Source organism: Specibacter sp. NPDC078709 (genome assembly GCF_040686795.1).
In the GTDB taxonomy this organism is placed as follows: domain Bacteria; phylum Actinomycetota; class Actinomycetes; order Actinomycetales; family Micrococcaceae; genus Specibacter.
On sequence record NZ_JBFBLU010000001.1, the window covers coordinates 926,690 to 952,264 of the forward strand.

A 25,575-nucleotide genomic window follows, 5' to 3' on the forward strand; every position below is an offset into this window, starting at 1 on the left:
ACCTCATCGCTGCGTAGCTGCTCAGGCCTTGGTCACTGTGTGGTCCATCAGCGCGGTGGGTGTTTCAATGACGGTGCCTGCCCATGAGGTGCCGGCCCGGAGGATTTCTTCGGCCGCTAGGACCAGGTCGCGTACCAATCCAATTTGTACCTTCACGTAGCGCACGCTCACACCAGCCTCTTCGGCGACGCCGGTGACAGCGGCGGCACGGGTCTTCCGGACCACTGCTGGCATGACAATGTCCCTGGCGATGAGCTGGAACAGCGGCGTCGGCAGTGCAGCGACAGTGGCGGTTCGCAGAGCTGCCAGATCGACAATCTGCTGCGGTTCAACGTCCAATGCGTGGCTTATGGTCAGTGCCATCTGGCGCACCACAAAGATCGCGTGCCAGCGAGTCCTGGTCGACGCGTCCTTGGTCATCGCCACGGCAGACTGGTCTTTCCAATCAGACAGACTGGCCAACGCCAGTTCCCACGTGCGTTCGGGCACGTGCGTCTTGACGAGCTGCAGAATTTCCATGACCCAGATGTGGTTGATGGACTGCTCTTCGAGGCGCGTCATCTGGATGTCCATCACCTCGTTGACTTTGGATTCAAACCGCTCGTCCAGCGGCACCGTTGACCTGGCAATGCTCCGCCGTGCGTGATGGGCGCACAGGTTGCAGGCGATCCCCTGCACCCAAGCATCAAATTTCACCCCGGGAACCGTTTGGTAGCTTCCCCGAACTGTGCCTCGCCAGGCGGCGAACCGGATGTCCTGCAACACGTCGTCAACGTCGTCGCTGAGCCCAAACCTGCCCAAGTGAATCTTGACGTAGGGCCGCACACCTTCGACGGCCCTCATCAGCTGATCAGTGGGAATATCGTATTCGGGCGGCCGGATGAGTGAATGTTCCGCCGTACTGGTGCCAAATGCTTCATAAGTTTTGCTGGCCCTGGGACCCATGATGATCACCGCTTTGTAGATTGCTTGACTATCAAGCACGACGCCGTTAAGCGCTGCGTGGAAAACCCTGCGGACACCGTTGGTGGCGGCAAGATCGTGCCGGCGGGAGCCGGACCCAGCGGGATGGGCGTGGTCAACGATCGCGGACAACCCTCGTCAAAATGTAATATTTCTAGTGTGCAAGTATCAAGATAATATTGTCAAGGGGTCAGTCTTACACTGTTGACAACTATGGGGCAGAATGAAGACATGGCACGAAACACGCATCCAGCAGTCAGGGATTGGTCACCCGAAGCTAGGATTGCCATGACCACATTCGGCAACGAAACGCGCAATGACATCATCCTCTATTTACTTGAGCACGGCCCAGAGCCTCGCGGGGAAATTGTCGCCAATGTGGACGCCAGCGATGCCAGCGTGGCCAAGCACTTAGTATTCCTGGAAGATGCCGGAATCGTCGGTGCCGATGTCGAACCAGGGCGCCGGCACGGCCGCGCACCAAGATACTTCGTCAATCCCGATCGTATTAGGGTTCTTTTCGAGGCCCATCTTCATCATTTGACGACCCCAAAGCGGTAGTTCGGTCATCAGGTGTCGGGATGCCATGGTTCAGGAACTCTGCGATCGCGTTCAAGGTTTCTGGCGTAACGTCATCCAACGTACGTGCAGCGAAGGCCTGGATTCGGGCCACCCTCAGCGCTTTGACGAATTCAAGCCGGGCCTGGATATTCTCGGGAAGTTCGCTGGAATCCAAATCGAGCAGATACGACGGAGCAACGTCGAACATGCCACAAATGGCCGTCAAGACCTTTTCGTCCTTAACCAGGGGCCCTGTTCCGTCCTTCATGTAAAACCATCGGGCCCGCGACATGCCCACGCCGCGAGCCGCTAGTTCGGCCTTGATCTCAGGAAAGAGCACTGCAGAACCGCGCTTCTCTGCGGCGGCGTCTAAGAGCAGGTTGATACGCTTGCCCATGACCACCTGAGGCGTTGGCAGCTCAGAAGCGTTGCCGTCGCGTCCAGCATTCAAGACGGCCTCCTCACGATGGCGGGGCCGGTTGGCCAACAGAATCTGGTTTCACCGTTTTGTCTTCTCCAGTATTGTCCGTGGCGTCCAGCCCTGCAAGAGAGCGTTAAATAGCGCGGCCCACCTTTGGTGGACACACCATTGCGGTGCTGGCATTGGACCACGGGAAGTCAGTTCCTGTTCAGGCCGAACTGACGCGAGAGAAGGGCCTGCTTGAAATGACTCTCGGCCGCGTCAACTTCGGCGGTTGATACTCCTGGGCTGAAGACCCGCAAGATGCTGAACTGGAAGTGCTGCCGATGAGCCATGTCCAGGCTGTTGAGCTCACGCAGCGCAACATTGCCACCATGGCCCGTCTTCGCATATTCGCTCCAGCGCCCCAAGATTCGTTGAGCTCCGTCCGCCTTGCCTACATATAGCTGTCCTGATTTTGTGTCTGCGATGAGGTAGATGCCTTGGACGGAGCTCAGCGCCTGGCGCCAATGCTCATAGCGCGAATCGGCTACGACAGCCTGAAGTTCGATGAAGGGGATGACCAACTGGTCAAAGCCGGGAAAAGGTTCTGGGCGTGCCTCGGCGATCTCGGTGACCGCGAAATTGAGCGCACTCCCGGCCGTCTTTGCCCAGTTGACAGTGTCCTTGGACCATTCAATCACCAACCGCTCATTCAGGTTGCTGAGGAATGTTGACGGCCGCAGATCGAAACAGCGCATGCCCTCGGTCCGCTGGTCTTCTACTTCTCCGTGATTCTCGTATGCGAAAAGGAACCGTGAGCGGCGGCCGCCGGCAGCGATGAAGTTCAACCAATATTTGGGCGGCGTTTTCCCGATCTTGTTGCCGATTCCTTGCCACCGCACGTACTCATGTATTTTTTCCGGCGTCAGATCGGCGGGGCCGGTCAACCCATCAGGATTGTAGGTGTGCCGTAGGAGCAAGACCTGCTGCCGGTCGACTCTCGAAGCGTCGATGAGGTCAGCGAAAACCAGCTGCCCAACAAATGGTGTTTGTAGCGTCACCCGACCGAGTTTAGCGCCCTCTCAGAACGGGGTTTACGCGTCGGGCAACGTAGCGGCGCTTGCACGCCTCATTGTCATGCAACACAGGTCTGCCGTCGACTTCTTCTTGCTGCGGTCAGCTGCCTCGTGACAACAAATTTGTCTGCCTCAGTCATGTCGTTTAGCAGCATTTACACCATGGTTAAGTGAGAGTAGATTTTTCGTTAGACAGATCCAATCGGCACGCGTCGTGTGCGCTGCCAGGGAGCGTTTCCATGGAACCTTCAATTTTAATGAATCTGAGGCGTGGCCGAATCGTCCACATGCTGGCGAGCCTCGGACCTGCAACGGCCGAAGACCTTGCTGGCGCGCTGGCCATAAGTCCGGTCACGTTGACCAAGGAAATCGGTATCCTGTCAGACGCCGGCATCATCAGAGTGACTGGCTCCCCGTCCGCCGATTCCCGGCCAACATTTACGGTGGACATACCCACGATTGTCGCCGAAATAGCACACGCGCGCCAATTCTTTTCGCCTTGGCTGTGAGCCGGGGAGACCTCGGCAAAGATTGCGGTCACGTAGTAAAAGTCATTTCCAGCCATGGTTAGGTATCGAATCCATCCTTCCGGCACTCAGTCGCCGGCAAGATTGAAGGCAAGGTACCGACATGAGCATCTCCACCCAGAACAGCCGTCACATCGATCCCGACACCACTCAGTGGCTCTCCCCCACGGAGATCTGCACCGAATTGCAGATTCCGCTGCAGACCTTCTACCAGTGGCGTGCGAAGGGCATCGGTCCGCACGCCTACCGGATCGGTCGTCACCTGCGCGTCAGCAAGGAAGACTTTGAAGCCTGGCTCTCGCTCCGGTCGGATCCGTAAGCCCCGCAGAACCGACGGAATCATCATGTCCAGGTTACCCATCCCCTTGGGAAACTGGGGTGTTATTCGGACAAAACGGATGACACCCCATTCTTGGCGCGCCCGCGCCTACTATCGCGACATGGACGGCGCGCTTCGGCTGGTCGAGGCACGTGGCCCATCGTCTACTGCGGCCCAGCGCAACATTCAAGTGAAGCTGAAGGAACGCCAAACACCACGGTATGGAGTCGTGTCTGCTAAGGACAGAGTTAACACGCTCATTGACGTATTTCTCGTTGAAATGGAAGCCTCCGACAAGGCAGACCGCACAAAGGATAAGTACTCATATTGCGTGAAGAAATACATCAAACCAGCTCTCGGCTCTGTCCGCATTAGCGAAGTGACTTCCGGAGTCGTTGACCATTTCATCCGGACGCTCGTCTCGGACGTCGGTTCGTCCACCGCCAGGTCGTGCGGGGCCGTGCTGTCGTGGATGTTCAAGGTTGCGCTCCGCCACGACGCAGTCACTGTAAACCCTGTCGTCGGCGTTTCCATCCCCAAGAACTCGACAGCGAAGCCCAAGGCGCTCGACATGACGCAATATCAAGACCTGCGCCGCAAACTCATCGCTTGGGAGCAGGCACCTGCCCTCGGCAGGCCCCGCATGCAAGAACTACACGAAATCGCAGACTTCCTTGTCGGCACAGGGCTTCGCCCCGGCGAACTCCTCGCGCTCCACTGGGAGGACATCGATTTGGAATCCGACCCGCCCACGGTGTCGATCAGTGCCACTGTCATTAGAACCACCAGTGGCGGAGTGCGGATCCAGGACCATCCGAAGTCCAGACACGGCGTCCGCCGCCTGACGCTGCCGGCGTTCTTGGTTGCCGAACTTCGAAAGAGGCGACTACGCCAGGAAACTACCAGTTCGCCGAATCCAATAAACCTAGTCTTTCCCTCGTCCACCGGTACCCTCATCGATGCGAACAACGTGGGCAAGGTCTGGCGGAAGGCCGCGGATAGCATCGGCTACGACTGGGTCACCTTCAGGACCTTGAGAAAGTCCAATGCCACCGTCATCGCGAGATCCATGGGTGCCGAAGCCGCCGCCTACCAACTCGGGCATTCAAAAATCGCGATGACCCAAGAGCACTACATCGAGGAATACAAGGAAGCTCTGGACACACGCGCAGCTCTCGATGGATTCGCCTCTCCCTTGGCCATCGAAGCGAAAAAGCCACTTCAGGCCCAGCCCGAAGCCTCCGAATCTGACGCCGAGGAATGATTCGTTTTGCCGCGCTGAGCCTCAAAATTGTCGACCACTGTCGACAAACCACCGTAATCAGCGAACCCTCAACCCCAAAAAGAAGCGTCAATTTAATGAGTTTTTAATGAGTTAAGTTGAAAATGGCCCCTTTCGGGGCCATTCTCACTTCCAAAATCCCTGTAAATCCGGGCTTTTTGGGCCCCCTATCAGATTCGAACTGATGACCCCCGCTTTACAAGAGCGGTGCTCTGGCCAGCTGAGCTAAGGAGGCAAACGCAATCAAGCGCTTCACAAGGTTACCGCAGGAGCACAGAAAACAAAAAACCGGCTCCCCAGGTAGCAAAGCCACCCGGGAAAGCCGGTTTCACGCCTTCGTAAAAACACCGGCAGCTGCGAGCGCGGCCCGCAAGCAAGCAAAAACCTACTTCTTAGCCGCCAAAATACGCGTCTTGAAATCATCGAACGGCTCAGGGGAAAGCCACTGCTCGCCATCCATGAACACGCTGGGGGTCGAGGCGATGCCGTGGGCCGAGGCCAGCAACGTGGTGTTCGCCTGGTACGGGCGGAACGTCTTGTTATCGATGCAGCTGGTGATATCCGCTGCCCCTACCTCGGTGGCGTACTTGGCCAGCGTGGCGTTGTTGATGCCCTTGCTGTTCTCGGCAGGCTGCTCAACAAACAGCTTGTCCAAGTAGGCCTGGTACTTATCCGGTGACGTATCGGCAACACACGCTGCCGCTGCGCCTGCACGCGAAGAGTAGTTAGTACCACCGGAGAGGCGGTCCAAGAAGCCCAGTGAACGGTACTCCACGGTGATCTTCTCTTCGTTGGCCAGTGCCTTCAGCTCCGGGCCGTACTGCGTCTCGAACTGGTTGCAGAACGGGCACAGGAAATCGAAGTAGACCACTGTCTGGATCGGCTCGCCAGCGGCGCTTGCCTTGATGCCGATCTTGTCCAGATCGAACGCCTTCTCAGCCGGCGCCGTCGGCAGTTCCGGCACGTTGTTAATATCAACGGTGGTCTCGGTCGTCGTCGGCTTGATCGGCACGCCGTCCTTACCCAAGGTGATACCGCCATAAGCGTTCATGCTGCTCGGCACCGCACCGCTGTCCGCAATCGGCTCATTGGCCTTCTGCGTGTTAATAACAATCAGAGCAATAATGACAATAATCGCCACAGCTGCAGCCAAAACACCACCACGAATCAGCCAACCATTACGCTTTTCCTTCTTCAGCTGAGCATCGCGAATAACCTTCGCCTGCTCGCGCGCCTGCGATGTGCGCTCTGCCTTGCTTAACCGCGGTTCGTTTTTAGAGCTCATAATTCCTCAAGTTCTTGGGCATGAAAAAAGCCGGGGTACGGCCGGTTAGTGCTAATCCTATGAGACAAACCTTGGAGAAGTCCGAATGATGACACTCCTCCCCCAAAGAGACTGACTATGACGCCGCGCACGCCCCACCCGCTAGGCTGGCACTAGCCCGAGAGCTAACTAAGGGAGTTGCACGTGCCTCAAAAATCCTCTGCCAAGCCCACCACACGCCTTGGCAACTCAGACTTCATCGTCGTCTCCAACCGCCTGCCGGTAGACCGTGTTCCTCAAGAAGAGTCCGACGACGGCTGGCGGCGTTCCCCTGGCGGGCTCGTCACCGCGTTGGCTCCCGTCATGGCTACGCGCGAAGGCGCGTGGATCGGCTGGCACGGCGCCGCAGACGAGACCCTTGCCCCGTTCCACCACGACAACATGGACCTCTTCCCCGTCCCCCTCTCCGAGGATGAGGTGGAGCTCTACTACGAAGGCTTCTCCAACTCCACGCTGTGGCCGCTCTACCACGACGTCATCGCCACCCCCGAGTTCCACCGCACCTGGTGGGACACCTATCAAGTGGTCAACAAGCGTTTCGCTGAGGCCGCTGCGAGCGCAGCCGCACCCAACGCCACCGTATGGGTGCAGGACTACCAATTGCAGCTGGTTCCCCAGTACTTGCGTGCCCTGCGCCCGGACCTGCGGATCGGCTTCTTCAACCACATCCCCTTCCCCTCCCCGGAAATTTTTGCCCAGATGCCCTGGCGCAAGGCCATTCTGGAAGGCCTACTCGGAGCTGACCTGCTCGGCTTCCAGCGCCCCAACGACACCGCTAACTTCCTGCGCTCGGCCCGCCGATTCCTCGGCGCCGGCGTCAAGGCCCGGCAGGTACACGTCAAGGACGAATCCGGGCACATCACCCACATTGCCCGCGCCGAACCGTTCCCCATCTCCATCGATGTATCCCAGATCCAACAGCTGGCAGAAAACCCGGACGTGATCGCCCGCTCTCAGCAGATCCGCGAAGACCTGGGCAACCCCAAAACCGTTCTCCTCGGCGTGGACCGGCTCGATTACACCAAGGGCATCACGCACCGTCTCAAGGCCTACGGCGAATTGCTCGACGACGGCGCTGTCCAGGTCGAAGACGCAGCCCTCATCCAAGTGGCCAGCCCCAGCCGCGAGCGCGTGGAAACCTACAAGCAATTGCGCGAAGATGTTGAAGGCATGGTGGGCCGTATCAACGGCCAGCACGACACCATTCAAAACACGGCTATCCGCTATCTGCACCACAGCTACCCTGTGGAGGAAATGGTGGCCCTGTACCTCGCCGCCGATGTCATGCTCGTCACCGCCCTGCGCGATGGCATGAACCTGGTCGCCAAGGAATATGTTGCGGCCCGCGGCGACAACTCCGGCGCCCTGGTCCTGAGCGAGTTCACCGGTGCCGCCGATCAGCTCAAGCAGGCCCTGCTGATCAACCCCCACGACATCGACGGCCTCAAGGCCGCCATTGTGCGCGCCGTCAACCTGCCCAAGGCCGAATCCAGCCGCCGCATGCGTGCCATGCGCCGGCAAATTCTCGCCCACGACGTCCAACGCTGGAGCGAGGACTTCCTCAACACCCTGGCGCAAAAGGCGGTCCGCGATGACAGCTGACGTCTCGGCTGCTCTCCGCACCGCCCTCACCGCGCTGGCCCGCACACCCCACCTACTGCTGGCCCTGGACTTCGACGGCACCATGGCACCGCTGGTGGACCATGCCGCCGATTCCCGCCCACTCCCCCGCTCGGCCGCAGCCTTGGCCGCCTTCGCCCAACTCCCACGCACGACGACGGCCCTCGTCTCCGGGCGGGCCCTGGCCAGTTTGCGGACTGTCGCCACTCCCCCGGAACCGACACTTTTGGTGGGCAGCCACGGTGCCGAAACGTGGCTGGGACCAGATTCCCCAGCTCTGGCGCTCACAACGGAACAGGCAGCCGCGCTGGAACTGGCCCGCGCCGCCGTCACCGAAGCCACCACCCTCTTTAAGGGGACGGTGCTGGAGGACAAACCAGCCGGCGTCGTGCTTCACTACCGGCTGGCCAAAGAACAGGACGCACTGGCCGCCGTCGAACTTGTCATTCAAGAGCTCAACGCACATCCGGCCCTGCACCTGAGCACGGGAAAGATGGTGCTGGAAATTTCCGCTATCAAGTCCAACAAGGGACAAAGCCTCACTATGCTGCGCGAGCTCACCGGCGCCACGGCCACGCTCTTTGCCGGGGACGATGTCACCGACGAACACGCCTTTGAGGTGCTGCGCCCCGGCGACCTCGGCATCAAGGTGGGGCCGGGCACCACGGCCGCCGAATTCCGCATCGGCGGCCCGGATGAGCTCCCGGACGTGCTGGAACTGCTGCTGGCGGCCCGCACCAGGCACTTCAACCCGTAATGTGATCTCGCCCATGCCGGAAATGTGTCATACTTCATAAGTCAGACTGTTTCGCCGCCCAGGTGGCGTGCGGTCTGCTGTTACACCAACCATTCACAACGGATCGTTCGGCACGTACCTGCCGATGAAGGGACTTATTACTGTGGCTACAGTAACTTTTGACAACGCGACACGCATTTACCCGGGCACCACCAAGCCCGCTGTTGACAAGCTCAACATTGACATCGCCGATGGCGAATTCCTCGTTCTGGTTGGACCTTCCGGTTGCGGTAAGTCCACCTCCCTACGCATGCTCGCCGGCCTGGAAGATGTCAACGCCGGCCGCATCCTCATCGGCGACCGCGACGTCACAGACGTTCCGCCGAAGGACCGCGACATCGCCATGGTCTTCCAGAACTACGCGCTGTACCCGCACATGTCAGTCGCTGACAACATGGGCTTCGCCCTGAAGATCGCTGGCGTTTCCAAGGAAGAGCGTGCCAAGCGCGTCAAGGAAGCCGCAAAGCTCCTGGACCTCGAGGCATACCTTGACCGCAAGCCGAAGGCACTCTCCGGTGGTCAGCGTCAGCGTGTTGCCATGGGTCGCGCCATTGTGCGTAACCCGCAGGTATTCCTCATGGATGAGCCCCTCTCCAACTTGGATGCCAAGCTGCGTGTTCAGACTCGTACGCAGATCGCTTCCTTGACCCGCCGTCTGGGCGTCACCACCGTTTACGTGACGCACGACCAGGTTGAGGCCATGACCATGGGTGACCGCGTTGCAGTCCTCAAGGACGGCCTGCTGATGCAGGTTGACACCCCGCGTAACCTCTACGATGCCCCGCAGAACGTGTTCGTTGCCGGCTTCATTGGCTCCCCCGCCATGAACCTGCTGGAACTGCCCGTTGTTGATGGCGGCGTGAAGTTCGGTGGAGCCATCTACCCCGTGCCTTCCGCCGTGCTCGGCGAAGCCGCCGGCAACACGGTCACCGTGGGTGTCCGTCCCGAAGACCTCGAGGTTGTTGGCGCCGGCGAAGGCCTGGCAGTAGAAGCCGACGTCGTTGAAGAACTCGGTGCCGACGCTTACGTGTACGGCCACGCCATCATCGACGGCGCAGAGCGCGACATGGTTGTTCGTGTCGACGGTCGCCGCCCACCGATGAAGGGCGACACCATCCACGTCCGCCCGCAGGTTGGCCACGTGCACCTCTTCGATGCCACCTCCGGCGCCCGCTTGGGCGACAAGGCCATCTCGCGCGACTAACGTCGCCGCTGGTCAATCGCTGACTGACACCTGATTGAGGCGCGGTTGCCTGTTGGATTTCCAGCAGGCAACCGCGCCTCACCTTTTAAGAGAGAATTTGAACCATGACTGAACAACCAGGCGCCAAGTGGAACCACGAGCCCACCGACTTTGACCAGCGTGGCAAGCTGCCCCGGCAAAGTGCGCCACCGGCACCGGTGCTGGGGTCGCTGAACATCACTGCAGCCAGTGCCGACCCCGGTCTGCTGGACCTGCCGTGGCACATCCGGCTGGAGGAGTGGCCGGCCGAAAACCTAGCTGCCCTCCCCCGCGGTATCTCCCGGCACGTGGTCCGCTTTGCGCACCTCGACGGTTCGGTCATTGCCATCAAGGAAACCTCCGAACATGTGGCCCGCCACGAATACCACATGCTGCGCAAGCTGGCCCGGTTAGATGTGCCCTGTGTGGAACCGGTCGCCGTCATCAGCGGCCGCACCACCCCTAGCGGCGCACCGCTGGACCCGGTGCTGGTCACCCGGCATCTGAAGTTCTCGCTGCCGTACCGCGCCCTGTTCTCACAGAAGCTGCGCCGCGACACCCTGACCCGCCTCATTGACGCTCAAGCACTACTGCTGGTGCGCCTGCACTTGGTGGGCTTCTACTGGGGCGATGTCTCCCTCTCCAACACTCTCTTCCGCCGTGATGCCGGCGCCTTCGCCGCTTACCTAGTGGATGCCGAGACCGGCGAGCTCTACCCGGATCTATCCACGGGCCAGCGCGAATACGATCTCGAAATTGCCCGCGTCAACATTGCCGGCGAACTCATGGATCTGCTCGAGGGCGGGCTCATTGAAGAGAAGGTGGATCCTGTCGCCACGAGCGAGCTCATCATGGAAAGCTACCGCCGCCTGTGGGCGGAGCTGACCGAAAAGGAATCGTTCGAACTCGAGGACCGTTGGCGTGTGGGCGCCCGCATCCGTCGCCTGAACGAGCTCGGCTTCGACGTCGAGGAATACGCCATCAAGACCACCCCCGACGGCGCCACTATTCAGCTCCAGCCCAAGGTGGTCGACGCCGGCCACCACCAGCGCCGTCTGCTCCGCCTGACCGGCATTGACGCCCAAGAGAACCAGGCCCGTCGCCTGCTCAACGATATGGACTCCTTCCGCAACGACATGGATCCCATCAAGGATGAGGAGATCAGCGCGCACGAATGGGTCAGCTCCATCTTTGAGCCCATTGTCCGCTCCATCCCGCGTGAGCTTGGCGGCAAGTTGGAACCGGCCGAGGTGGTGCATGAGGTCTTGGAGCACCGCTGGTACAAGTCCAAGGACGAGGAACGCAACGTGCCGCTGGCCGAGGCTGTGCAGTCGTATGTGGACAATATTCTGCGCTTCCGCCGCGACGAAGACGCCATCATGCTCAGCACCGACACGGCAACCATCAAAATGCTAGAAGGCGGAGTCCTCCCCGACGCCGAGTTCGAAGACTAACCCCACAACGGACGCTATCGCAGCAATGGTCACTTTTTTCACGACGCTATCGCAGCCCGAAAAGCTGACCATTGCTGCGATAGCGTCGGCGCAAAAGTAGCCACTGCTGCACTAGCGTCAAGGGGTGGAGCGGCTAGGGGTGCCCGGGGATGGCCTTGCCGGGGTTCAGGATTCCTTGCGGGTCGAACAGCGCCTTGATGTTCCGTTGCAGTTCCAGCACCTCAGCAGCCTGCTCCAACGGCAGCCAGCGCAGCTTGTACTGGCCCACCCCGTGTTCGCCCGTGATGGTCCCACCGAGCTCGAGCGCCTTGTCAATGGATTCATCCAGCGCAGCATTCAACGCCGCAATGCCGGCCGGCTCAAACCCAGGCACGGAGAACGTGGGGTGCAGATTGCCATCGCCGGCGTGCGCAATGACGTGCAGATTCACTCCATGCCGCCGCGCCATCTCCTCCAGCGCCGTAATGTAATGCACCAGCTGCGAGCGCGGCACGGCCACATCCTCACCCACCCGGTTCTCGGCGTCCACATCCAGCCCGCGATTGTTGCGCCGCAACTCCACCAGACGCGCCGCCTGCTCCGGGTCTTCCCGGTTGACGCTGCCACCCGCCTTTTCAAGTTCGACGGCGGCAATTGCCTCTTCCGCTTCTGCCGCCAGGCCGTCGAACTGGATCAGCAACAAGGCCGTCCCCCGCGACGAGAGATTGCTGCCGTTGCGGACGTCCAGCTCCTGCAGCGACGGCCCGTCCAACAGTTCCAGAATGCACGGCTGCACACGAGCCGCACCCAGAGCCAGAACACCGGCAGCAGCCTGCTGCACAGAAGGGAAGAACACAGCCAGGGTCCGCACAATAGTCGGCAGATACCGCAGCCGCACCGTGGCCCCGACGACGATCCCCAACGTTCCCTCGGAACCAACAAACAAACTGGTCAGATCGTACCCAGCAACGCCCTTGAATGTCCGGTGCCCTGTACGGATTAAGGATCCGTCAGCCAGCACCACATCCAGGGCCAATACGGCATCGCGCGTGACGCCGTATTTGGCGCAGCGCAACCCTCCGGCGTTCGTAGCAATGTTCCCGCCAATGGTGGAAATCTTGAAGCTGGCCGGATCCGGCGCAAACATCAACCCATGCACGGCCACGGCGTCGTTGAGGTCGCCGTTGATGACGCCCGGTTCTACCCGGGCAACTTCGTCCTGCGGGTTGATCTCAAGGATTTGGTTCATGCGAGTTAAATTGATTACCACGCACCCGGCCGTGGCATGAGCCCCGCCCGACACCCCGGTCCCCGCCCCGCGCGTCACCAACGGGACGCCGAATGCAGCAGCTGCCCGCACCACGGCCTGTACCTGGGCAACACTCTCAGCCCACACCACAGCTAGCGGTTGCTGATAATCGGTCACGGGCCCCTGATCGATCGCGAACGTCTGCAGATCAGCAGCGGCCACACTGATTTGACCTGCCCGCAGCTCCCGCCTCAATAGCGCCGCAAACCCCACAGGCAACCCAAACTTCTGTATAGCCATGCCCCACAGACCTCTCTTAGACGCTGTTTTTAGTCTAGGAGATCGGCACCAATCTGCCACACGCGGGTACCGCGGCATCAGGAGAGTTCCTCCACAGGGCATGCCACACCAACCACCACCCACACTGCTACAGCTGCCCCTGTTAATGCCCTGGATTCCGGGCCTAGAGTTCAGCTATGGACAGCACCGGCAGCACACCTGATGAACCTCCTACCGATTCAACGGTAGGAGAGAGCATTGAACGCCTCAATCAACTAACCAGCCTCGCCCGTACTTCAATTCCAGCAACCGCCAATTCCGATTCTCATCACATCATGGCAGCTGTGCAGCTGGTGGCACGCGAGTTCTTTTCCGAAGTCTCCAGATTGGAACCTCGCACCCTCTCAACAAGGGAGCTCCTACTTCTCCTTCAGGCGCTAGACAATCTCGGGCGATACCTGCACCTTCTGAGCTTGCAATTCTCGGAAGAACTTTTCCATCGCATCTGTACGAAGGACCTAAACCAGGATTCCCTGGGTCCGGCCATGCATTTGCTGGCTGACACACTGCAACTTGGCGTCGCTGAGACCGGGTTCTTGACCAAATTGGCAGGCGCATCAGGCGCCGAAAGCGCAACAGGCGCGGCGGGCACCCCGGCAGCCCCAACTGCCAGGGGCCCAACCCTCAGGCCTCGGGCACCTTAACTCCGGCCAGCCGCCACACAAACGCGCCCGGCCCATCGAGCTGCAGCTTCTCTTCGCTAGCACCGAACTCTGCCGTGGCGAACGCCGGTGCCAACGCCAGAGCCTGCGCATCCGCAGCGGAGAGCCCCAGCTCAGACACCGGGAACAGTGCCGGCGCGCGCGTCGCCACCACCAGCAACGACTCCTCCGGCGATTCGCGCACAAAGGCCAGCACATCGCGGTCGGCCATCAGCCACCGCATTCCGCCGTCAGCCACCGCGGGGCTGGTGTGCCGAAGCTCGGTCAGCGCGGCATAGGCAGAACGCAGATCGGTGACCACACGTTCTGGCTCGTCCCACGGGATAGGCGTGCGTGAATCCTCACCATTCCACCCTTCCAGACCAAACTCATCACCGGCAAAAATCACCGCGATCCCCGGCACCAGCATGGACAGCGCGGCAGCTACCAGCGGCCCACCCGGGATCATGACGCTCGCCGCCCGGGCCGTGTCATGCGTGTTCAGCGCGTTCATGGTCGCCTTGCGAACTGGCCACGAGAATGCGCTGGAAAGATCCTTATGCGTTTCAAGCACGACGTCGGCCGCCACCTTGGGCGGGCCGGCCATCGGTGCACCGAAAAAGTCCACGCGCGCGGCCGGGTTGCCCAACCACTGCCACAGGGGACGGGTGAAGTTGGAGTACGTCATGGCGCCTTGCCAGCCGAAACCGTCCACATCGGCGCCAGCATCCGAGGTTTCCTCACCGAGAAGCAGCGCGTTGGGGTTGATCTCCAGGATGCGGTCCTGAATGAGCGCGGCAACTTCTTTGTTGATGTTCTGGGCACCCAAGCGGCCGGTCATATTGCCCACGTCGATACGCCAGCCGTCCAAGTTAAACGGCGGCTTGAGCCAGTGCGCCACCACGGAATCTTCGCCGGTGACGAAGGCCTCACGCAGAGCCTCAGAGGCCCAATTGAGCTTGGGCAGCGATGGCACACCCCACCAGGATTCGTACCCGGTACGGTCCTCGTTGAAGTAATAGAAGCCAGCTTCCACACTGTTCGGGTCAGCCTGGGCGCGCTTGAACCATTCGTGGGCATCGCCGGTATGGTTGGAGGTCAGATCGCCCATGACCTTCATGCCGCGGGCGTGCGCCGCCTCGACCAAGCGGATGAGGGCCACATCCCCGCCGAGCAAGGGATCCACCGACATAAACGTTGAGGCGTCGTAGCGGTGGTTGGAGCGCCCAGGGAAGAACGGTGTCAAGTAGACGATGTCCGCACCCAATGCCGCCAGCTCATCAAGCTTTTCGGTCACACCATCAAGGTCGCCACCATAGAACTGCCGGGCCACATCCGGGCCGCTACCTTGCACAGGCGTATCCCACTCGCAGGCCACGCCCCACTCCGGGGTGGGCCGAGCGTCAGCCGCAGCGGACCGGGCAAAGCGGTCCGGAAACACCTGATACATGACGGCATCGTGTGACCACGCCGGCGCAGCCTTGGCCGCGGTCACACGAAAGTCGTTGTAATCGGAGGTGTCCCGATTGTGCAGGCCCGCATTGTTCAAATACGCATAGCTGGGGCCGTCGTCCGCGCTGCCGGCCGTCTCAATGACAAAGCGGTACAGGGCCACCGGGTTCACCTGCAGCATGCTGGCCTCCCACCACACCCAGCCGTCAGACTCCCCCAGCACGGTGGCTTCGTCGTAACGCGGCTCGGCGTCCTGCACGCTACGCACCCACACACGCGAGGCACTCCCCCAAACTTGAGGAACACGCAACCGCAGGGTCACACGTTTGCCCAGTTCCGGCGTCGAACTTCCCACATACAGAGCCGAACCATCGTGGTGCGGTTGATTGCCTGCCATGTTTACCCCTTTACTCCACCTTGAACCAAACCACTCACAATGTACCGCTGCAGGAACAAGAACAGCGCCATGACAGGCACTGCGGCCAGAACGGCGCCCGCGGAGAAGATGCCCCAGTTCTTAGATCGGGTGTCTGCCACGAAGGAATAGAGGCCCACGGCCAGCGTCTGGGAGTCGGGATCCGTCAGCACCACCGAGGCGATCACGAACTCGCTGGAGATGCTGATGAACGACAGCAGCGCCACGACGGCCAAGATGGGGGTGACCAGGCGCAAGATGATGCCGAAAAAGATCTGCACGTGGGAGGCGCCGTCGATCTTGGCGGCCTCATCGAGCTCCTGCGGGATCGTGTTGAAGAAGCCGTACATGAGGTACGTGTTCACGCCCAGCGCGCCGCCAAGGTAGACCATGATCAGACCCAGCTGGCTGCCCAGACCTAGCGACGGGATGACATCGGAGATGCCGCTGAGCAACAAGAAAATTGCGACGACGGCCAATAGTTGGGGGAACATCTGCAGCAGGAGCAACGAAAGTAGGCCCATGCGGCGGCCTTTGAAGCGCATACGGGAGAAGGCGTAGGCGGCCATGGCGCCCAAGAACACGGTGGCAGCGGAGGTCACTACACCAATGACCAGGGTGTTGATGAACCAGCGGCCGAACGGGCGGGCCGGATCGTTAAACAAGTTGATGAAGTTGACGAAGTCGATCTTCGTAAACAGGCCCTTGGTGCCGGCCAGCGTGCCATTGGAATTCAAAGCTGCCGAGAGGACGTAGAGCAGCGGGAAGATGGCGAAGAGGGTGACCACTACGCCCACCAAGTGGCGCCAGCCCTTGTCCTTGAACCAGACACCGAAGGGGCGGCGCTTGGCGGCAAGGAGCTCGGGGGCGGTCTCTGGTGTGGGCCGAACAGGAACGGTGGTGGTGCTCATCGGTTCACTTCCTCAAGTGCTTTGGTCTGCTTGAAGCTCACGGCGGAAACGGTGGCGACAATGATGAAGATGACAATGGCCAAGGCGCTGGCCAAGCCGTAATCGCGGCCCGTTCCCTGCCCGAACGCCACCTTGTACACGAGGGTGATCAGGATGTCCGTGGAGCCGATGTCGCGGCTGGTGTCCTCGAAGCGAGGCCCGCCGCCGGTCAGCATATAGATGACGTTGAAGTTGTTGAAGTTGAACGCGAAGGAGGCAATCAGCAACGGGGCAATCGAGACCAGCAGGAGCGGCAACTTGATGGAACGGAACACGCGCCACGCTCCGGCGCCGTCCATGCGGGCCGCCTCATCCAGCTCGGCGGGCAGCGATTGCAGGGCGCCAGTGCAGACCAGGAACATGTACGGGAAACCGAGCCAGAGGTTCACCACCAGGACGCTGATCTTCGCCAGAATTGGATCCGTGAGCCAGCCGATCTCTGCCCCGCCTAGCAACGTTTGGTTCAGCCAGCCGAATTGCGGATTGAGAATACCGGACCACACCAGGCCTGAAAGGAACGCGGGGAACGCGTATGGCAGGATCATCAGCACCCGGTAGACCTTCTTCCCGCGCAGATCTTCCCGGTTGAAGGTGATGGCCAAGAACAGGCCCAGGCCGAACGTCAGGATCACGGAGGCGATGGCGAAGGTGAACGTCCAGGCGATCACGTTCAGCAGCGGGGCGCGCAGATTGGGATCGGTGAAGGCCCGGACAAAGTTATCGAAGCCCACATTGATCTTCCACCCCGTAGCCAGCCGTTCGCCGTCCGCGGAGGCAAAGGTGCCCTCGCCGTTATCGGTGAAGGTGGTGCCGGTTTCCACGTCGGTGAACGTGTCGGTGGCTTTGTCGAAGACCATGCTGGGCTTGAACGCGTACGCTGTGCTGCCATCGGCTGTGCGCAGGCTGCCCTGGGCGGCGTCCTCGGACACGGGGACGGAGATGCTCAGAATGTCGTTCTGATTGGCCACGATTTGGGCGAAATTCAGAGCGTCATAGCCGGGGACGGACACGGCCTTGCCGGTGCCATCGAGCGTTGCATCGGTGACCGTTGACAGGGGTCGGGTGGAGGAACCCATGGTGACGGTGCCGTCGGGGTTGGTGAAGAGCAGGAACAGCTCATCGTTTTGTTTCAGCACAGATGTTTTAAATGCGGGGGAATCCGGCACACGTTTTTGGGCCGTGATTTGGATGGCCGAGATCGCATCGGCTTTGGTGCTGTTGTGCCCGTCGCCGTAGTTGGTGAACGCGATATAGCCCGAATACAGGACCACGAACACTTGGAAAACCACCAGGAAGAACACGCCCGGGGCCAAGTATTTGGCTGGCAGGCCGCCCTTGCGCAGGTAAATCCAGTTGATCAGCAGCGTGACTGCGGCGGCGATGGCCAAGATGGTCCAAGAGGCACTGAGGAACAGGGTGATCATCACGAATACCGCAAAGGCATCCACCAAACCCAACAACACCACTTTGACCATGGTGGATTTCAGCGATTCCATGCCGTGGCTCCTCTTGGGCGAACCCGGCTTCCCTGAGCCATTCTTCGTTGCAGGGCCATCGGGAGAATTGGTGCCGCTTTTCACCCGTGGTACGGGTCCGGCGTCGTTGGTGGATTCTGGAACTCGCATCACGTGGCTATCCTCTTGCAGTGCTTCACAGGCGACGATACGGTGCGTGGCGCCCAGCCGTGTGGCCGGGCACCACGCACCTCTACTTACTGGTCTTACAGGTACTACTGGCGGTGCAGATCTTGCTCGAACGTGCGCTTACGCGCCGATCTTGGACTTGATGGTGGCAGCCATCTTGGGCCAGTCAGTGGCCGGGTCGCCCTTGCCCTTGATCATGTCGAGTTGGGTGGCGCCCCAGTCGTTCCAGACGGCATCCATTTCGGGGATTGCGGGCATGGGCACGCCGTTGTCGCCAATCTTGCCGAAGGCCGCAACGATGGGATCCGAGGAAGCCTTTTCGAAGGACGCGGTCAACGCCGGAGGACGCCCGCCAGCCGTGAACATGGAGTCCTGGGCGGCCTCTGTGGTCAGGTAGTTGGTGACGAACTCGGTGGTGGCCAGGGCATTGGCGCTCTTGGCGCTGATGAAGAAGCCGTTGACGCCGACGAACGGCTGCGCGGGTTTGTCTCCTGCGGTGGGCAGCGGGTCAACGGCGACCTTGATGCCAGCCTTCTGCAGATCCGGGACATTCCACGGGCCGGTGAGGAAGTACGGGCTCTTGCCGTTCTTGAACTCTTCCTTGGCAATGTCGCCGGTGATGTTGGAGTTGAGTACCTTGGAACCGGTATCTCCCCATTCCACGAGCTTCTTGGCAAATTCGACGCCGGCCGGCTCACCTAGGATGAGCTGCTTGGGATCGTAACCACCATCGGCGTCCAGGCCGAAGACGGCCGAACCCATGGAGGTCTGTAGCGGGTAGAGGTGATAGGGATCGCCCTGCTTGGGATCCAGACCCACCAGGAACGCGTACTGGGCCTTGCCGGAATCGACAACACCCTTACCTGCGGCGATGACCTCGTCGAAGGTGGTGACTGCGGCCGGCAGCAAGTCCGTGTTGCGCAGCAAAGCAATGTTTTCTACTGAGTACGGGACGCCATAGGTTGAGCCGTTGAAGGTCATGGCCTTGATGGAGGTCTTGGAGAACGCGGAGGTCTTATCACCGAGCTCAACCGGTGCGATCACACCGTTCTGGACGAACTTGCCTACCCAGTCATGCGGGCCAACAATCAAATCCGGGCCCTTGCCGGTGGGAACCTGGGTGATGAAGTCATCGCGCACTGCGGCGAAGTCCTTGATGACGAGCTTTACTTCAATGCCGGTATCGGCCTTGAACTTCGCTGCAATGTCCTTCAGCGCCGGTGAGCGCTCAGCGTCAACCCACATGGTGATGGTGGTGGCTCCGCCAGCCGCCAAATCCGAGGTGGTGGGCGATGCGGAGGTGGTGGGCTTGGTATCGCCGCCGCAGGCACTGAGCGCGAGTGCGCCCACTGCCGACAACGCGCCAACGGCAAAGACGCGACGACTGACGGGGTTGGCACTTGTATTTGGCAACTTCATTGGTGTCCCTTTCTTGAGCCCAGCATCCATGTGGAGGCGTTTGCGGGCAAAAAATAACGTAAGTGGCCTACCTCACAGAGCGTAAGCATTCTCAAAGGTACATGTAAGCGGTTCCAAAAAGCAAGTCACTACGTTGATACTTTCTCGAGGAGGCGGAGCTCTCTTCACGTCAGTCGGCCCTTGATCGGCATAACATAGCCTCCTATCTCCCGTGTTTTCGGCATATTTGGCAGACCGCCACCTGCCAGTCAAGTATTTGTAACAGTTGTGAGAACGTTTACAATTTGGTGATTACTATCTAAGGTTGTATCCATGTCTGCCACCTTCTCCGATCTCAGCGCCTCCCCGGCCACCCTTGCGCCCGCCACCTCAGCTGCCGGCGCCCTGACACCCATCCATGCGGCTGCTCCCGAGGGCGCACCGCATTGGAGCACCGACTCCGTGATCTACCAGATCTACCCGCGGTCCTTCCGGGACAGCAACGGTGACGGCGTAGGTGACTTGGCAGGAATCACTCTGGAGTTGGGCCAGCTGGCTCAATTGGGCGTAGACGCCGTGTGGCTCTCGCCGTTCTTCAAGTCACCGCAGCGCGACGCCGGCTACGACGTTTCCGACTACCGCCAAGTGGATCCGCTCTTTGGCACGCTGGCAGACTTCGACCACATGGTGGAAACAGCCACCGCACTAAACCTGCGCGTCATCATCGATCTGGTCCCCAACCACTGCTCCGATCAGCACCAACTCTTCCAGGCTGCCCTCGCAGCAGCCCCCGGCAGTCCGGAACGGGATGTGTTCATCTTCCGCGAGGGTAAGGGCCCCGACGGCGCCCTTCCGCCGAACAACTGGCAGTCGCACTTTGGCGGCCCGGCCTGGACCCGCGTCACTGAGGCCACCGGCGAGGCCGGGCAGTGGTTCTTGCACCTCTTCGATTCCACCCAGCCCGACTTCAACTGGGAGAACACCACCGTCCAGGCAGAATTCGAAGAAACCCTGCGCTTCTGGCTCGATCGCGGCGTGCACGGATTCCGCGTGGATGTGGCCCACGCCCTCGTCAAGGCCGACGGCCTACCTGACTGGGGCGGTACAGCCTGGGGTGGCAGCATCGAAGGCTTCCCCGGCCACCTCGCTCCCATGTTCGGCCAACCCGCCCTGCACGACATCTACCGCCGTTGGCGCGAGGTCCTCGCCGAGTACGGACCGGAGCGAATCTTGTGCGCCGAGGCCAACGTTGACCCGTTGGAGCGCATGGCCGATTGGGTACGCCCCGACCAGATGCACCAAGCCTTCAACTTCCCCTACCTCGGCACCGGATTCTCCGCACCCGCGCTGCGGACCGTGGTTGAGGACTCCCTGCGCGCCTTCGATGCCGTTGGTGCGCCCAGCACGTGGGTCCTCTCCAACCATGACGTGGTCCGTCATGCTTCCCGCTTCGGGTACGACGGCGGTAGCCCTCGCGGCGGCGATGGCATAGGCGCCGGCGATGAACAGCCCAACCTCGCACTTGGCCGCCAACGTGCGGCGGCGGCTTCCCTCTTTATGCTCGCGCTACCCGGTGCGTGCTACCTCTACCAGGGCGAAGAGCTGGGCCTCCCAGACCACACCACACTGCCGGATGAGGCTCGCCAAGATCCCACGTTTGCCCGCACCGGTGGCGAACGTCTGGGCCGAGACGGCTGCCGTGTGCCGCTCCCCTGGAAAGCCGACAGCCCGGCTGCTGGATTCAGCGACGGCGCTGCCCCAGCCGCCCCGTGGCTCCCCCAGCCCTTGGACTGGTCAGACTACGCCCGCGATGCCCAGACCAACGATCCGGCGTCGCACTTGGCGTTGTACCGCAAGGCTCTAGCGCTACGGCGCGAGCTCAATCTGGGCACAGGTTCACTGGCGTGGGCCGAGGAATACTGCACGGAAAATACCCTGGCGTTTCTGAACGGAAGCACGCTGGTGCTCATCAATACCGGCAGTGACTCCCTGGCATTGCCCGCTGGCACCGTCATTGCAAGGTCTTTGCCTGGCCTCGGCGACAGCGCTGTACTAGAATCGTCCGAGGCTATCTGGCTAAAATTGTGATGCAAGGACCGAGGGGCAAAAAGTGGCGGGCATCAAAGAGGTGGCGGAACTTTCCGGACTATCCATAGCCACAGTTTCTCGCGCCTTGGGCGGCAAAGGCAGCGTCTCTGCCAAGAGCCGCAAACTGGCCCAGGACGCGGCCGCGGAACTTGGCTTCGTGTTGTCATATGCTGCTTCCAGCTTGGCCTCTGGCCGAAATCACAACATTGGGATCGTGGTTCCCGGCGTCAACCGCTGGTTCTATTCCAGCGTGATCGATGGTGCCTCCGAGGTGCTCATCGAGGCCGGCTATGACCTCACGCTTTACACCACCAGCCAAAATGAGAGCCACCGAGCCACCATTCTGACTGATTTCCTGCTGCGAAAGAGGCTCGACGCCGTCATCGCCGTTTCGCTGGAACTCACCGAGTCTGAGGTGAGCCAGCTGTTGGCGATTCACCGGCCCGTGTTGGGGATTGGAGGTCCTTTGCCTGGTGCCGACAGTTTGCGCGTCGATGACTTTGACTTGGCGAGGCGGGCTACTGAGCACCTGATCGGGTTAGGTCATACCCGGATCGCGCATATTGGCGGAGATCATGAGTACGATTCTGACTTTAAGCTGCCCGGGACTCGTCGCAGCGGTTACCAAACTGCCATGGGACAGGCTGCGCTGCCTACTTCCGAGGCATGGCAGCGCAGCTCCGACTTCACCGTACAGGGCGCTTACGCCACCGCCCGCGCCCTGTTAGGCGAAGGTCTAGTGCGGCCCACTGCAGTGTTCGCAGCTTCCGATGAAATGGCCATCGGTACCATTCTTGCGGCGAGAGACTTTGGGTTGCGAGTTCCAGAAGAGCTTTCGGTCATCGGCATTGATGGGCATGAGCTGGGCCAAGTCTTTGGGCTCACCACTTTTGACCAGAAGCCCCGCGAACAGGGTGCCCTGGCGGCACGCCGTATCCTGGCTCGTTTGGAGCAGTCGTCTCACGATGCCGCTGTTGCGTATCAACCGGTGGCTGAGGAGTTCCCTACGCAGTTGGTGGTGCGCAGCAGTACGGCTGTGCCGGCGGTGCAGTAGTTCTGCTTGGGACTCAAGGGCTTGTTAGACAGGGGTTGTTAAACAAGTGTGGCCACCCTGGTAAGGGTGGCCATTGTTGTTTGTTGCCGGCTGGATTCGAGAACGCAGATGATGCGATGAGAATCGCGGATTTGTCGCGTGTTCTGCAGTCTCAGGGCTCTTGACATGGTGAGGTAATTGTTGTGGGGTCAGGCGTTGTTTTTGATTTTGTAGTGCAGGATCAGGGTGGTGCCGGGGTAGCAGGTTTTCGTGGCGGTGAGGTGTTCGCACAGTTTGGCGGCTGCCATCGTTTTGGTCTGGGTGGGTAGTGGCTCGAGAGTGATGGTGAGGTGGCCCCGTTTGGTGGTGTCGATGTCCCCGGGCTGGTTGAGTATCTGACGCATCAGGGCGTGTGCTTCCTGGTTGGCACGTCGGTAGCCGGTATTGGTGCGGATCTCGCGGGCGAGGGTCATCGCGGTGTTGTAGGCCGCCATGCGGATCCCGGTATGGATCATTTTCGTTTCGGTATCCAGGACTTGTTGGCCCGGGCTCAGATCGCCTAGACGCAGCTTCGCGGGGATTTTCTTGTGGGCTTTCTCCGCGGCGATCAACGCGTTTTCGGCTTCCCATAAGGGTGCCGTGATCTGGTTGTGCATGGCACTGGTGACTGTTACGGAGAGTTCCTTAGAGCCTTCTGCTGGGGTTTTCAGCGCCATCAGGTTGATATCGGCAATGGCAGCAGCCTCCGCATGGGCGTTCCGGGCGGCCACGACTTTTTGATACGACTTGGCCTTGGCCGGGTTGGGCACGATCCGCTCCTCATCATCATCGGTGCTGGCGTAGGAATCGTGGGACTCTAGGTCAAAGTGCATACGGGCGTAACGGAACTGGTTTTCCTGCCGCCACCGGTTCCCCATCCGATATACCACTTCGCCCGCAGGGAGGGTCCTGTCGGTGGTGAGGATGTGAATCTGACGCGTTTCGCCACCCGTGGTGGCCACAATCCGGCTGAGTTGGCGGATTTGGAACACTTCACCATTCTTCTTCGTGGTGTTCAGGGGCAGGTCAACGAGGGTATCGGCCACGACCCAGGTTTTTACTTCACCATGCTCGTCCGTATGGGAGACGTCGTGGAAGTGCTCTTCTTTGATGTCCGCGGTCTCGCCCTTGCGCCAGGTCAGCACATCAAAACCGTTCTCATCCATGTGTTTGAACAGGGTTGGTGACCAGCCGCCACGGTCAAAACCGACCAGCACCCGCCGCTCGTCCCCAACAGCAACACGGAGTTCTGGCAGGAGGTCGCGCAGCTCACCGGCCAAGGACGCCCCGGGGGCGGCCATGACGACGAACACGGGGGCACCGTTAGCGTCGCTGACCCAGGTTTCCTCGGTCGCTGGGACGGGGAATTTCAGCCTCGTGGAGTAGAGCTTGCCGATCTTCTTCGTGCCCTGGTAGGCGCGCACGTGCCCGTCAACGTAGAGGATCGCTGCCAGGTCCTCCCCGCCAGGACCCGTGGATTTGAGGTGGTGGGCGGCCAGGGCCGCAATCAGGTCCCCGGCCTTGCCGGCCTGGGCGAGTTGGTCGATCTTGCGGCGGATGGTCTTCACTTCCGGGGCCCGGTCCATGCCCAACAGCCGGCCCAGCTCTACCGGGTCAAAGCGGGTTGCTCCCTCGGCCCGGGACTCTCCCGCCAACGCACGCAACACCGCATCGATCAGGACGGTTTCCAGCCCGTAGAACCCGTTCGGCAGCGCCGAATACACGGTCTTCGCGCAGGAGAGCAGACCGGTGGCTTCCAGAGCGGGAATGGCCAGAAACAAGCCGGCATGCCTGGCACCAGTGGCAGGGGCAAAGACCGGGGCAGCGGATTGCAGCAGCCCCGCCCTAGCCGCAGCCCGCTCACCGGAACGATCCATCGGGGCAGGTGGGAGCGGTAATTCCTGCTGGGCGGGTGACTTTTCAACCACGGCTGCAGGATCAGTCGTGGCGGCCTGATCCAGTGGGGTTTCGATCATGGCCATGGCGCGCCGAACCGTGTCAGTAGAGACCCCGGTCGCTGCCGCGGTTGCCCGTAGGCTCGCCCCACCGGCACGATGAGTATGAATTTCTACTGCCTTCTCCTGCGTGAGCAGTGAGGGTCGTTTGGGTCCCTTCTTCACCGGAGCGAGTCCCATCAATCCGGTGTTTTCAAGGGACTTGCGCCAACGCCTCAGCGACTCGGTATTGATGCCGAAGCCAGCGGCAACTTCGTTGACCTGGGCTACCCCGGTATCCACTAGCTGGGAGGCTGCGAACCGGCGGATTCCGTCCTGTCCGGGCTCCCAGACAAAGGCCAACTGGCCATTGATGAAGACCTTGCCGCCAGCCACGTTCTCCAGCAGTGCGGCACGATCGCCAATGAGTCTGGCGCCGAGGTCGGCCAGCACGGGAAAGTCAGTCTGGGTGGTCATTGAAACCATTGTTTCACCCACGCACGCCAATAATCATCACACCTTTATTATCTCACAAAAGTGTGGAAATTAACGGCCGCGGACAACAGGAAAACCCCGTCAATCCAACGAAATTGGACACTCACTAAATCGCTATGTCAAGAGCCCTGAGTCTCGAATAGTTTCATAACGTTATCAACAGTTTCGAAGTGGAAGCCAGATAGATTGTGGCTGCTAACCCCTGCTACCTGGTTGTTGTTGGTTGTTAATGTGGGGAGGCCCCGCACCTTGTGGTGCGGGGCCTCGACCCTTTACTGGTTGTCCGGCGGTGTCCTACTCTCCCACATCCTCACGAATGCAGTACCATCGGCGCTGTGGGTCTTAGCTTCCGGGTTCGGAATGGGACCGGGCG

Annotated in this window: 20 protein-coding genes, 1 tRNA gene and 1 rRNA gene; 10 read left to right on the top strand and 12 right to left on the bottom strand. The window is 60.6% G+C overall.

From position 1 onward, the window contains the following. Positions 1–21 precede the first annotated feature (21 nt). Positions 22–1,095 carry a hypothetical protein gene (locus AB0P14_RS04005; RefSeq protein ID WP_363838016.1) on the bottom strand — a complete coding sequence of 358 codons (1,074 nt, stop codon included), beginning with the start codon at positions 1,093–1,095 and terminating at the stop codon, positions 22–24. A gap of 156 nt (positions 1,096–1,251) precedes the next feature. Here AB0P14_RS04005 and AB0P14_RS04010 point away from each other — a divergent pair, with 156 nt between their 5' ends. Continuing rightward, a complete protein-coding gene (locus AB0P14_RS04010; RefSeq protein WP_363838019.1) occupies positions 1,252–1,524 on the top strand; it encodes a helix-turn-helix domain-containing protein in 273 nt (90 codons plus the stop codon). Here AB0P14_RS04010 and AB0P14_RS04015 read toward each other — a convergent pair. Together AB0P14_RS04015 and AB0P14_RS04020 are read right to left on the bottom strand one after the other, a co-directional pair. Further along, the gene (locus AB0P14_RS04015) at positions 1,472–1,975 is read right to left on the bottom strand and encodes a hypothetical protein (RefSeq protein WP_363838022.1); all 504 of its coding nucleotides are present in this window, start codon (positions 1,973–1,975) and stop codon (positions 1,472–1,474) included. The two genes, AB0P14_RS04010 and AB0P14_RS04015, sit on opposite strands and share 53 nt — an antisense overlap. 167 nt (positions 1,976–2,142) lie before the next feature. Next, positions 2,143–2,988, bottom strand: coding sequence for a GIY-YIG nuclease family protein (locus AB0P14_RS04020; protein ID WP_363838024.1), 846 nt, complete (start codon positions 2,986–2,988; stop codon positions 2,143–2,145). A 254-nt stretch (positions 2,989–3,242) separates the two neighbouring features. Here AB0P14_RS04020 and AB0P14_RS04025 point away from each other — a divergent pair, with 254 nt between their 5' ends. From AB0P14_RS04025 to AB0P14_RS04035, 3 genes are all read left to right on the top strand, one after another. Then, the gene (locus tag AB0P14_RS04025; RefSeq protein WP_363838027.1) at positions 3,243–3,512 is read left to right on the top strand and encodes a helix-turn-helix domain-containing protein; all 270 of its coding nucleotides are present in this window, start codon (positions 3,243–3,245) and stop codon (positions 3,510–3,512) included. 121 nt (positions 3,513–3,633) lie between these two features. After that, complete coding sequence (locus AB0P14_RS04030; RefSeq protein ID WP_363838030.1) at positions 3,634–3,849, top strand: helix-turn-helix domain-containing protein; 216 nt, start codon at positions 3,634–3,636, stop codon at positions 3,847–3,849. A 79-nt stretch (positions 3,850–3,928) separates the two neighbouring features. Then, the gene (locus tag AB0P14_RS04035) at positions 3,929–5,113 is read left to right on the top strand and encodes a site-specific integrase (protein WP_363838033.1); all 1,185 of its coding nucleotides are present in this window, start codon (positions 3,929–3,931) and stop codon (positions 5,111–5,113) included. A gap of 179 nt (positions 5,114–5,292) precedes the next feature. Here AB0P14_RS04035 and AB0P14_RS04040 read toward each other — a convergent pair. Next, positions 5,293–5,366: transfer RNA gene (locus AB0P14_RS04040), tRNA-Thr, on the bottom strand. Between the two features lie 150 nt (positions 5,367–5,516). Further along, entirely contained in the window at positions 5,517–6,416 is a 900-nt protein-coding gene (locus AB0P14_RS04045) for a thioredoxin domain-containing protein (RefSeq protein ID WP_363838035.1), read from the bottom strand. Positions 6,417–6,599: 183 nt separating this feature from the next. On the opposite strand from AB0P14_RS04045, the gene AB0P14_RS04050 reads away from it, so the two are divergent. From AB0P14_RS04050 to AB0P14_RS04065, 4 genes are all read left to right on the top strand, one after another. After that, a complete protein-coding gene (locus AB0P14_RS04050) occupies positions 6,600–8,057 on the top strand; it encodes a trehalose-6-phosphate synthase (protein ID WP_363838039.1) in 1,458 nt (485 codons plus the stop codon). Then, complete coding sequence (otsB, locus tag AB0P14_RS04055; RefSeq protein ID WP_363838042.1) at positions 8,047–8,832, top strand: trehalose-phosphatase; 786 nt, start codon at positions 8,047–8,049, stop codon at positions 8,830–8,832. Before AB0P14_RS04050 ends, otsB begins: the two co-directional genes overlap by 11 nt. 142 nt (positions 8,833–8,974) lie before the next feature. Then, positions 8,975–10,075 (top strand): sn-glycerol-3-phosphate ABC transporter ATP-binding protein UgpC, encoded by a 1,101-nt coding sequence (ugpC, locus tag AB0P14_RS04060; protein WP_363838045.1) that lies wholly within the window; start codon positions 8,975–8,977, stop codon positions 10,073–10,075. A gap of 104 nt (positions 10,076–10,179) precedes the next feature. After that, positions 10,180–11,547, top strand: a complete 1,368-nt coding sequence (locus tag AB0P14_RS04065) for a DUF4032 domain-containing protein (protein WP_363838048.1) — start codon at positions 10,180–10,182, stop codon at positions 11,545–11,547. A gap of 133 nt (positions 11,548–11,680) precedes the next feature. Here AB0P14_RS04065 and AB0P14_RS04070 read toward each other — a convergent pair whose 3' ends face one another. The 5 genes from AB0P14_RS04070 to AB0P14_RS04090 form a co-directional block, all read right to left on the bottom strand. Next, entirely contained in the window at positions 11,681–13,075 is a 1,395-nt protein-coding gene (locus AB0P14_RS04070) for an FAD-linked oxidase C-terminal domain-containing protein (protein ID WP_363838050.1), read from the bottom strand. A 663-nt stretch (positions 13,076–13,738) separates the two neighbouring features. Further along, positions 13,739–15,604, bottom strand: a complete 1,866-nt coding sequence (locus AB0P14_RS04075; RefSeq protein WP_363838053.1) for a glycoside hydrolase family 13 protein — start codon at positions 15,602–15,604, stop codon at positions 13,739–13,741. A 2-nt stretch (positions 15,605–15,606) separates the two neighbouring features. Further along, entirely contained in the window at positions 15,607–16,533 is a 927-nt protein-coding gene (locus AB0P14_RS04080; RefSeq protein ID WP_363838056.1) for a sugar ABC transporter permease, read from the bottom strand. After that, complete coding sequence (locus AB0P14_RS04085; RefSeq protein ID WP_363838058.1) at positions 16,530–18,068, bottom strand: ABC transporter permease subunit; 1,539 nt, start codon at positions 18,066–18,068, stop codon at positions 16,530–16,532. The genes AB0P14_RS04080 and AB0P14_RS04085 overlap by 4 nt, the downstream gene beginning before the upstream one ends. 267 nt (positions 18,069–18,335) lie before the next feature. Beyond that, positions 18,336–19,634, bottom strand: coding sequence for a maltose ABC transporter substrate-binding protein (locus AB0P14_RS04090; protein ID WP_363838061.1), 1,299 nt, complete (start codon positions 19,632–19,634; stop codon positions 18,336–18,338). Between the two features lie 312 nt (positions 19,635–19,946). Between AB0P14_RS04090 and AB0P14_RS04095 the strand changes: the two genes are divergently transcribed. Further along, positions 19,947–21,701, top strand: a complete 1,755-nt coding sequence (locus AB0P14_RS04095; protein WP_363838063.1) for a glycoside hydrolase family 13 protein — start codon at positions 19,947–19,949, stop codon at positions 21,699–21,701. 22 nt (positions 21,702–21,723) lie between these two features. Beyond that, positions 21,724–22,755, top strand: a complete 1,032-nt coding sequence (locus tag AB0P14_RS04100; protein ID WP_363838066.1) for a LacI family DNA-binding transcriptional regulator — start codon at positions 21,724–21,726, stop codon at positions 22,753–22,755. A 188-nt stretch (positions 22,756–22,943) separates the two neighbouring features. On the opposite strand, the gene AB0P14_RS04105 is transcribed toward AB0P14_RS04100, so the two are convergent. Next, a complete protein-coding gene (locus AB0P14_RS04105) occupies positions 22,944–25,184 on the bottom strand; it encodes a putative transposase (protein ID WP_363838069.1) in 2,241 nt (746 codons plus the stop codon). A 299-nt stretch (positions 25,185–25,483) separates the two neighbouring features. Continuing rightward, positions 25,484–25,575 (bottom strand): 5S ribosomal RNA (rrf, locus tag AB0P14_RS04110); the annotation flags it as partial.

Coding starts and splice junctions, on each gene's coding strand:
- AB0P14_RS04010 (WP_363838019.1), top strand. CDS start 1,252: ATGACCACATTCGGCAACGAAACGCGCAATGACATCATCCTCTATTTA.
- AB0P14_RS04025 (WP_363838027.1), top strand. CDS start 3,243: ATGGAACCTTCAATTTTAATGAATCTGAGGCGTGGCCGAATCGTCCAC.
- AB0P14_RS04030 (WP_363838030.1), top strand. CDS start 3,634: ATGAGCATCTCCACCCAGAACAGCCGTCACATCGATCCCGACACCACT.
- AB0P14_RS04035 (WP_363838033.1), top strand. CDS start 3,929: ATGACACCCCATTCTTGGCGCGCCCGCGCCTACTATCGCGACATGGAC.
- AB0P14_RS04045 (WP_363838035.1), bottom strand. CDS start 6,416: ATGAGCTCTAAAAACGAACCGCGGTTAAGCAAGGCAGAGCGCACATCG.
- otsB (WP_363838042.1), top strand. CDS start 8,047: ATGACAGCTGACGTCTCGGCTGCTCTCCGCACCGCCCTCACCGCGCTG.
- AB0P14_RS04065 (WP_363838048.1), top strand. CDS start 10,180: ATGACTGAACAACCAGGCGCCAAGTGGAACCACGAGCCCACCGACTTT.
- AB0P14_RS04070 (WP_363838050.1), bottom strand. CDS start 13,075: ATGGCTATACAGAAGTTTGGGTTGCCTGTGGGGTTTGCGGCGCTATTG.
- AB0P14_RS04075 (WP_363838053.1), bottom strand. CDS start 15,604: ATGGCAGGCAATCAACCGCACCACGATGGTTCGGCTCTGTATGTGGGA.
- AB0P14_RS04080 (WP_363838056.1), bottom strand. CDS start 16,533: ATGAGCACCACCACCGTTCCTGTTCGGCCCACACCAGAGACCGCCCCC.
- AB0P14_RS04085 (WP_363838058.1), bottom strand. CDS start 18,068: ATGGAATCGCTGAAATCCACCATGGTCAAAGTGGTGTTGTTGGGTTTG.
- AB0P14_RS04090 (WP_363838061.1), bottom strand. CDS start 19,634: ATGAAGTTGCCAAATACAAGTGCCAACCCCGTCAGTCGTCGCGTCTTT.
- AB0P14_RS04095 (WP_363838063.1), top strand. CDS start 19,947: ATGTCTGCCACCTTCTCCGATCTCAGCGCCTCCCCGGCCACCCTTGCG.
- AB0P14_RS04105 (WP_363838069.1), bottom strand. CDS start 25,184: ATGACCACCCAGACTGACTTTCCCGTGCTGGCCGACCTCGGCGCCAGA.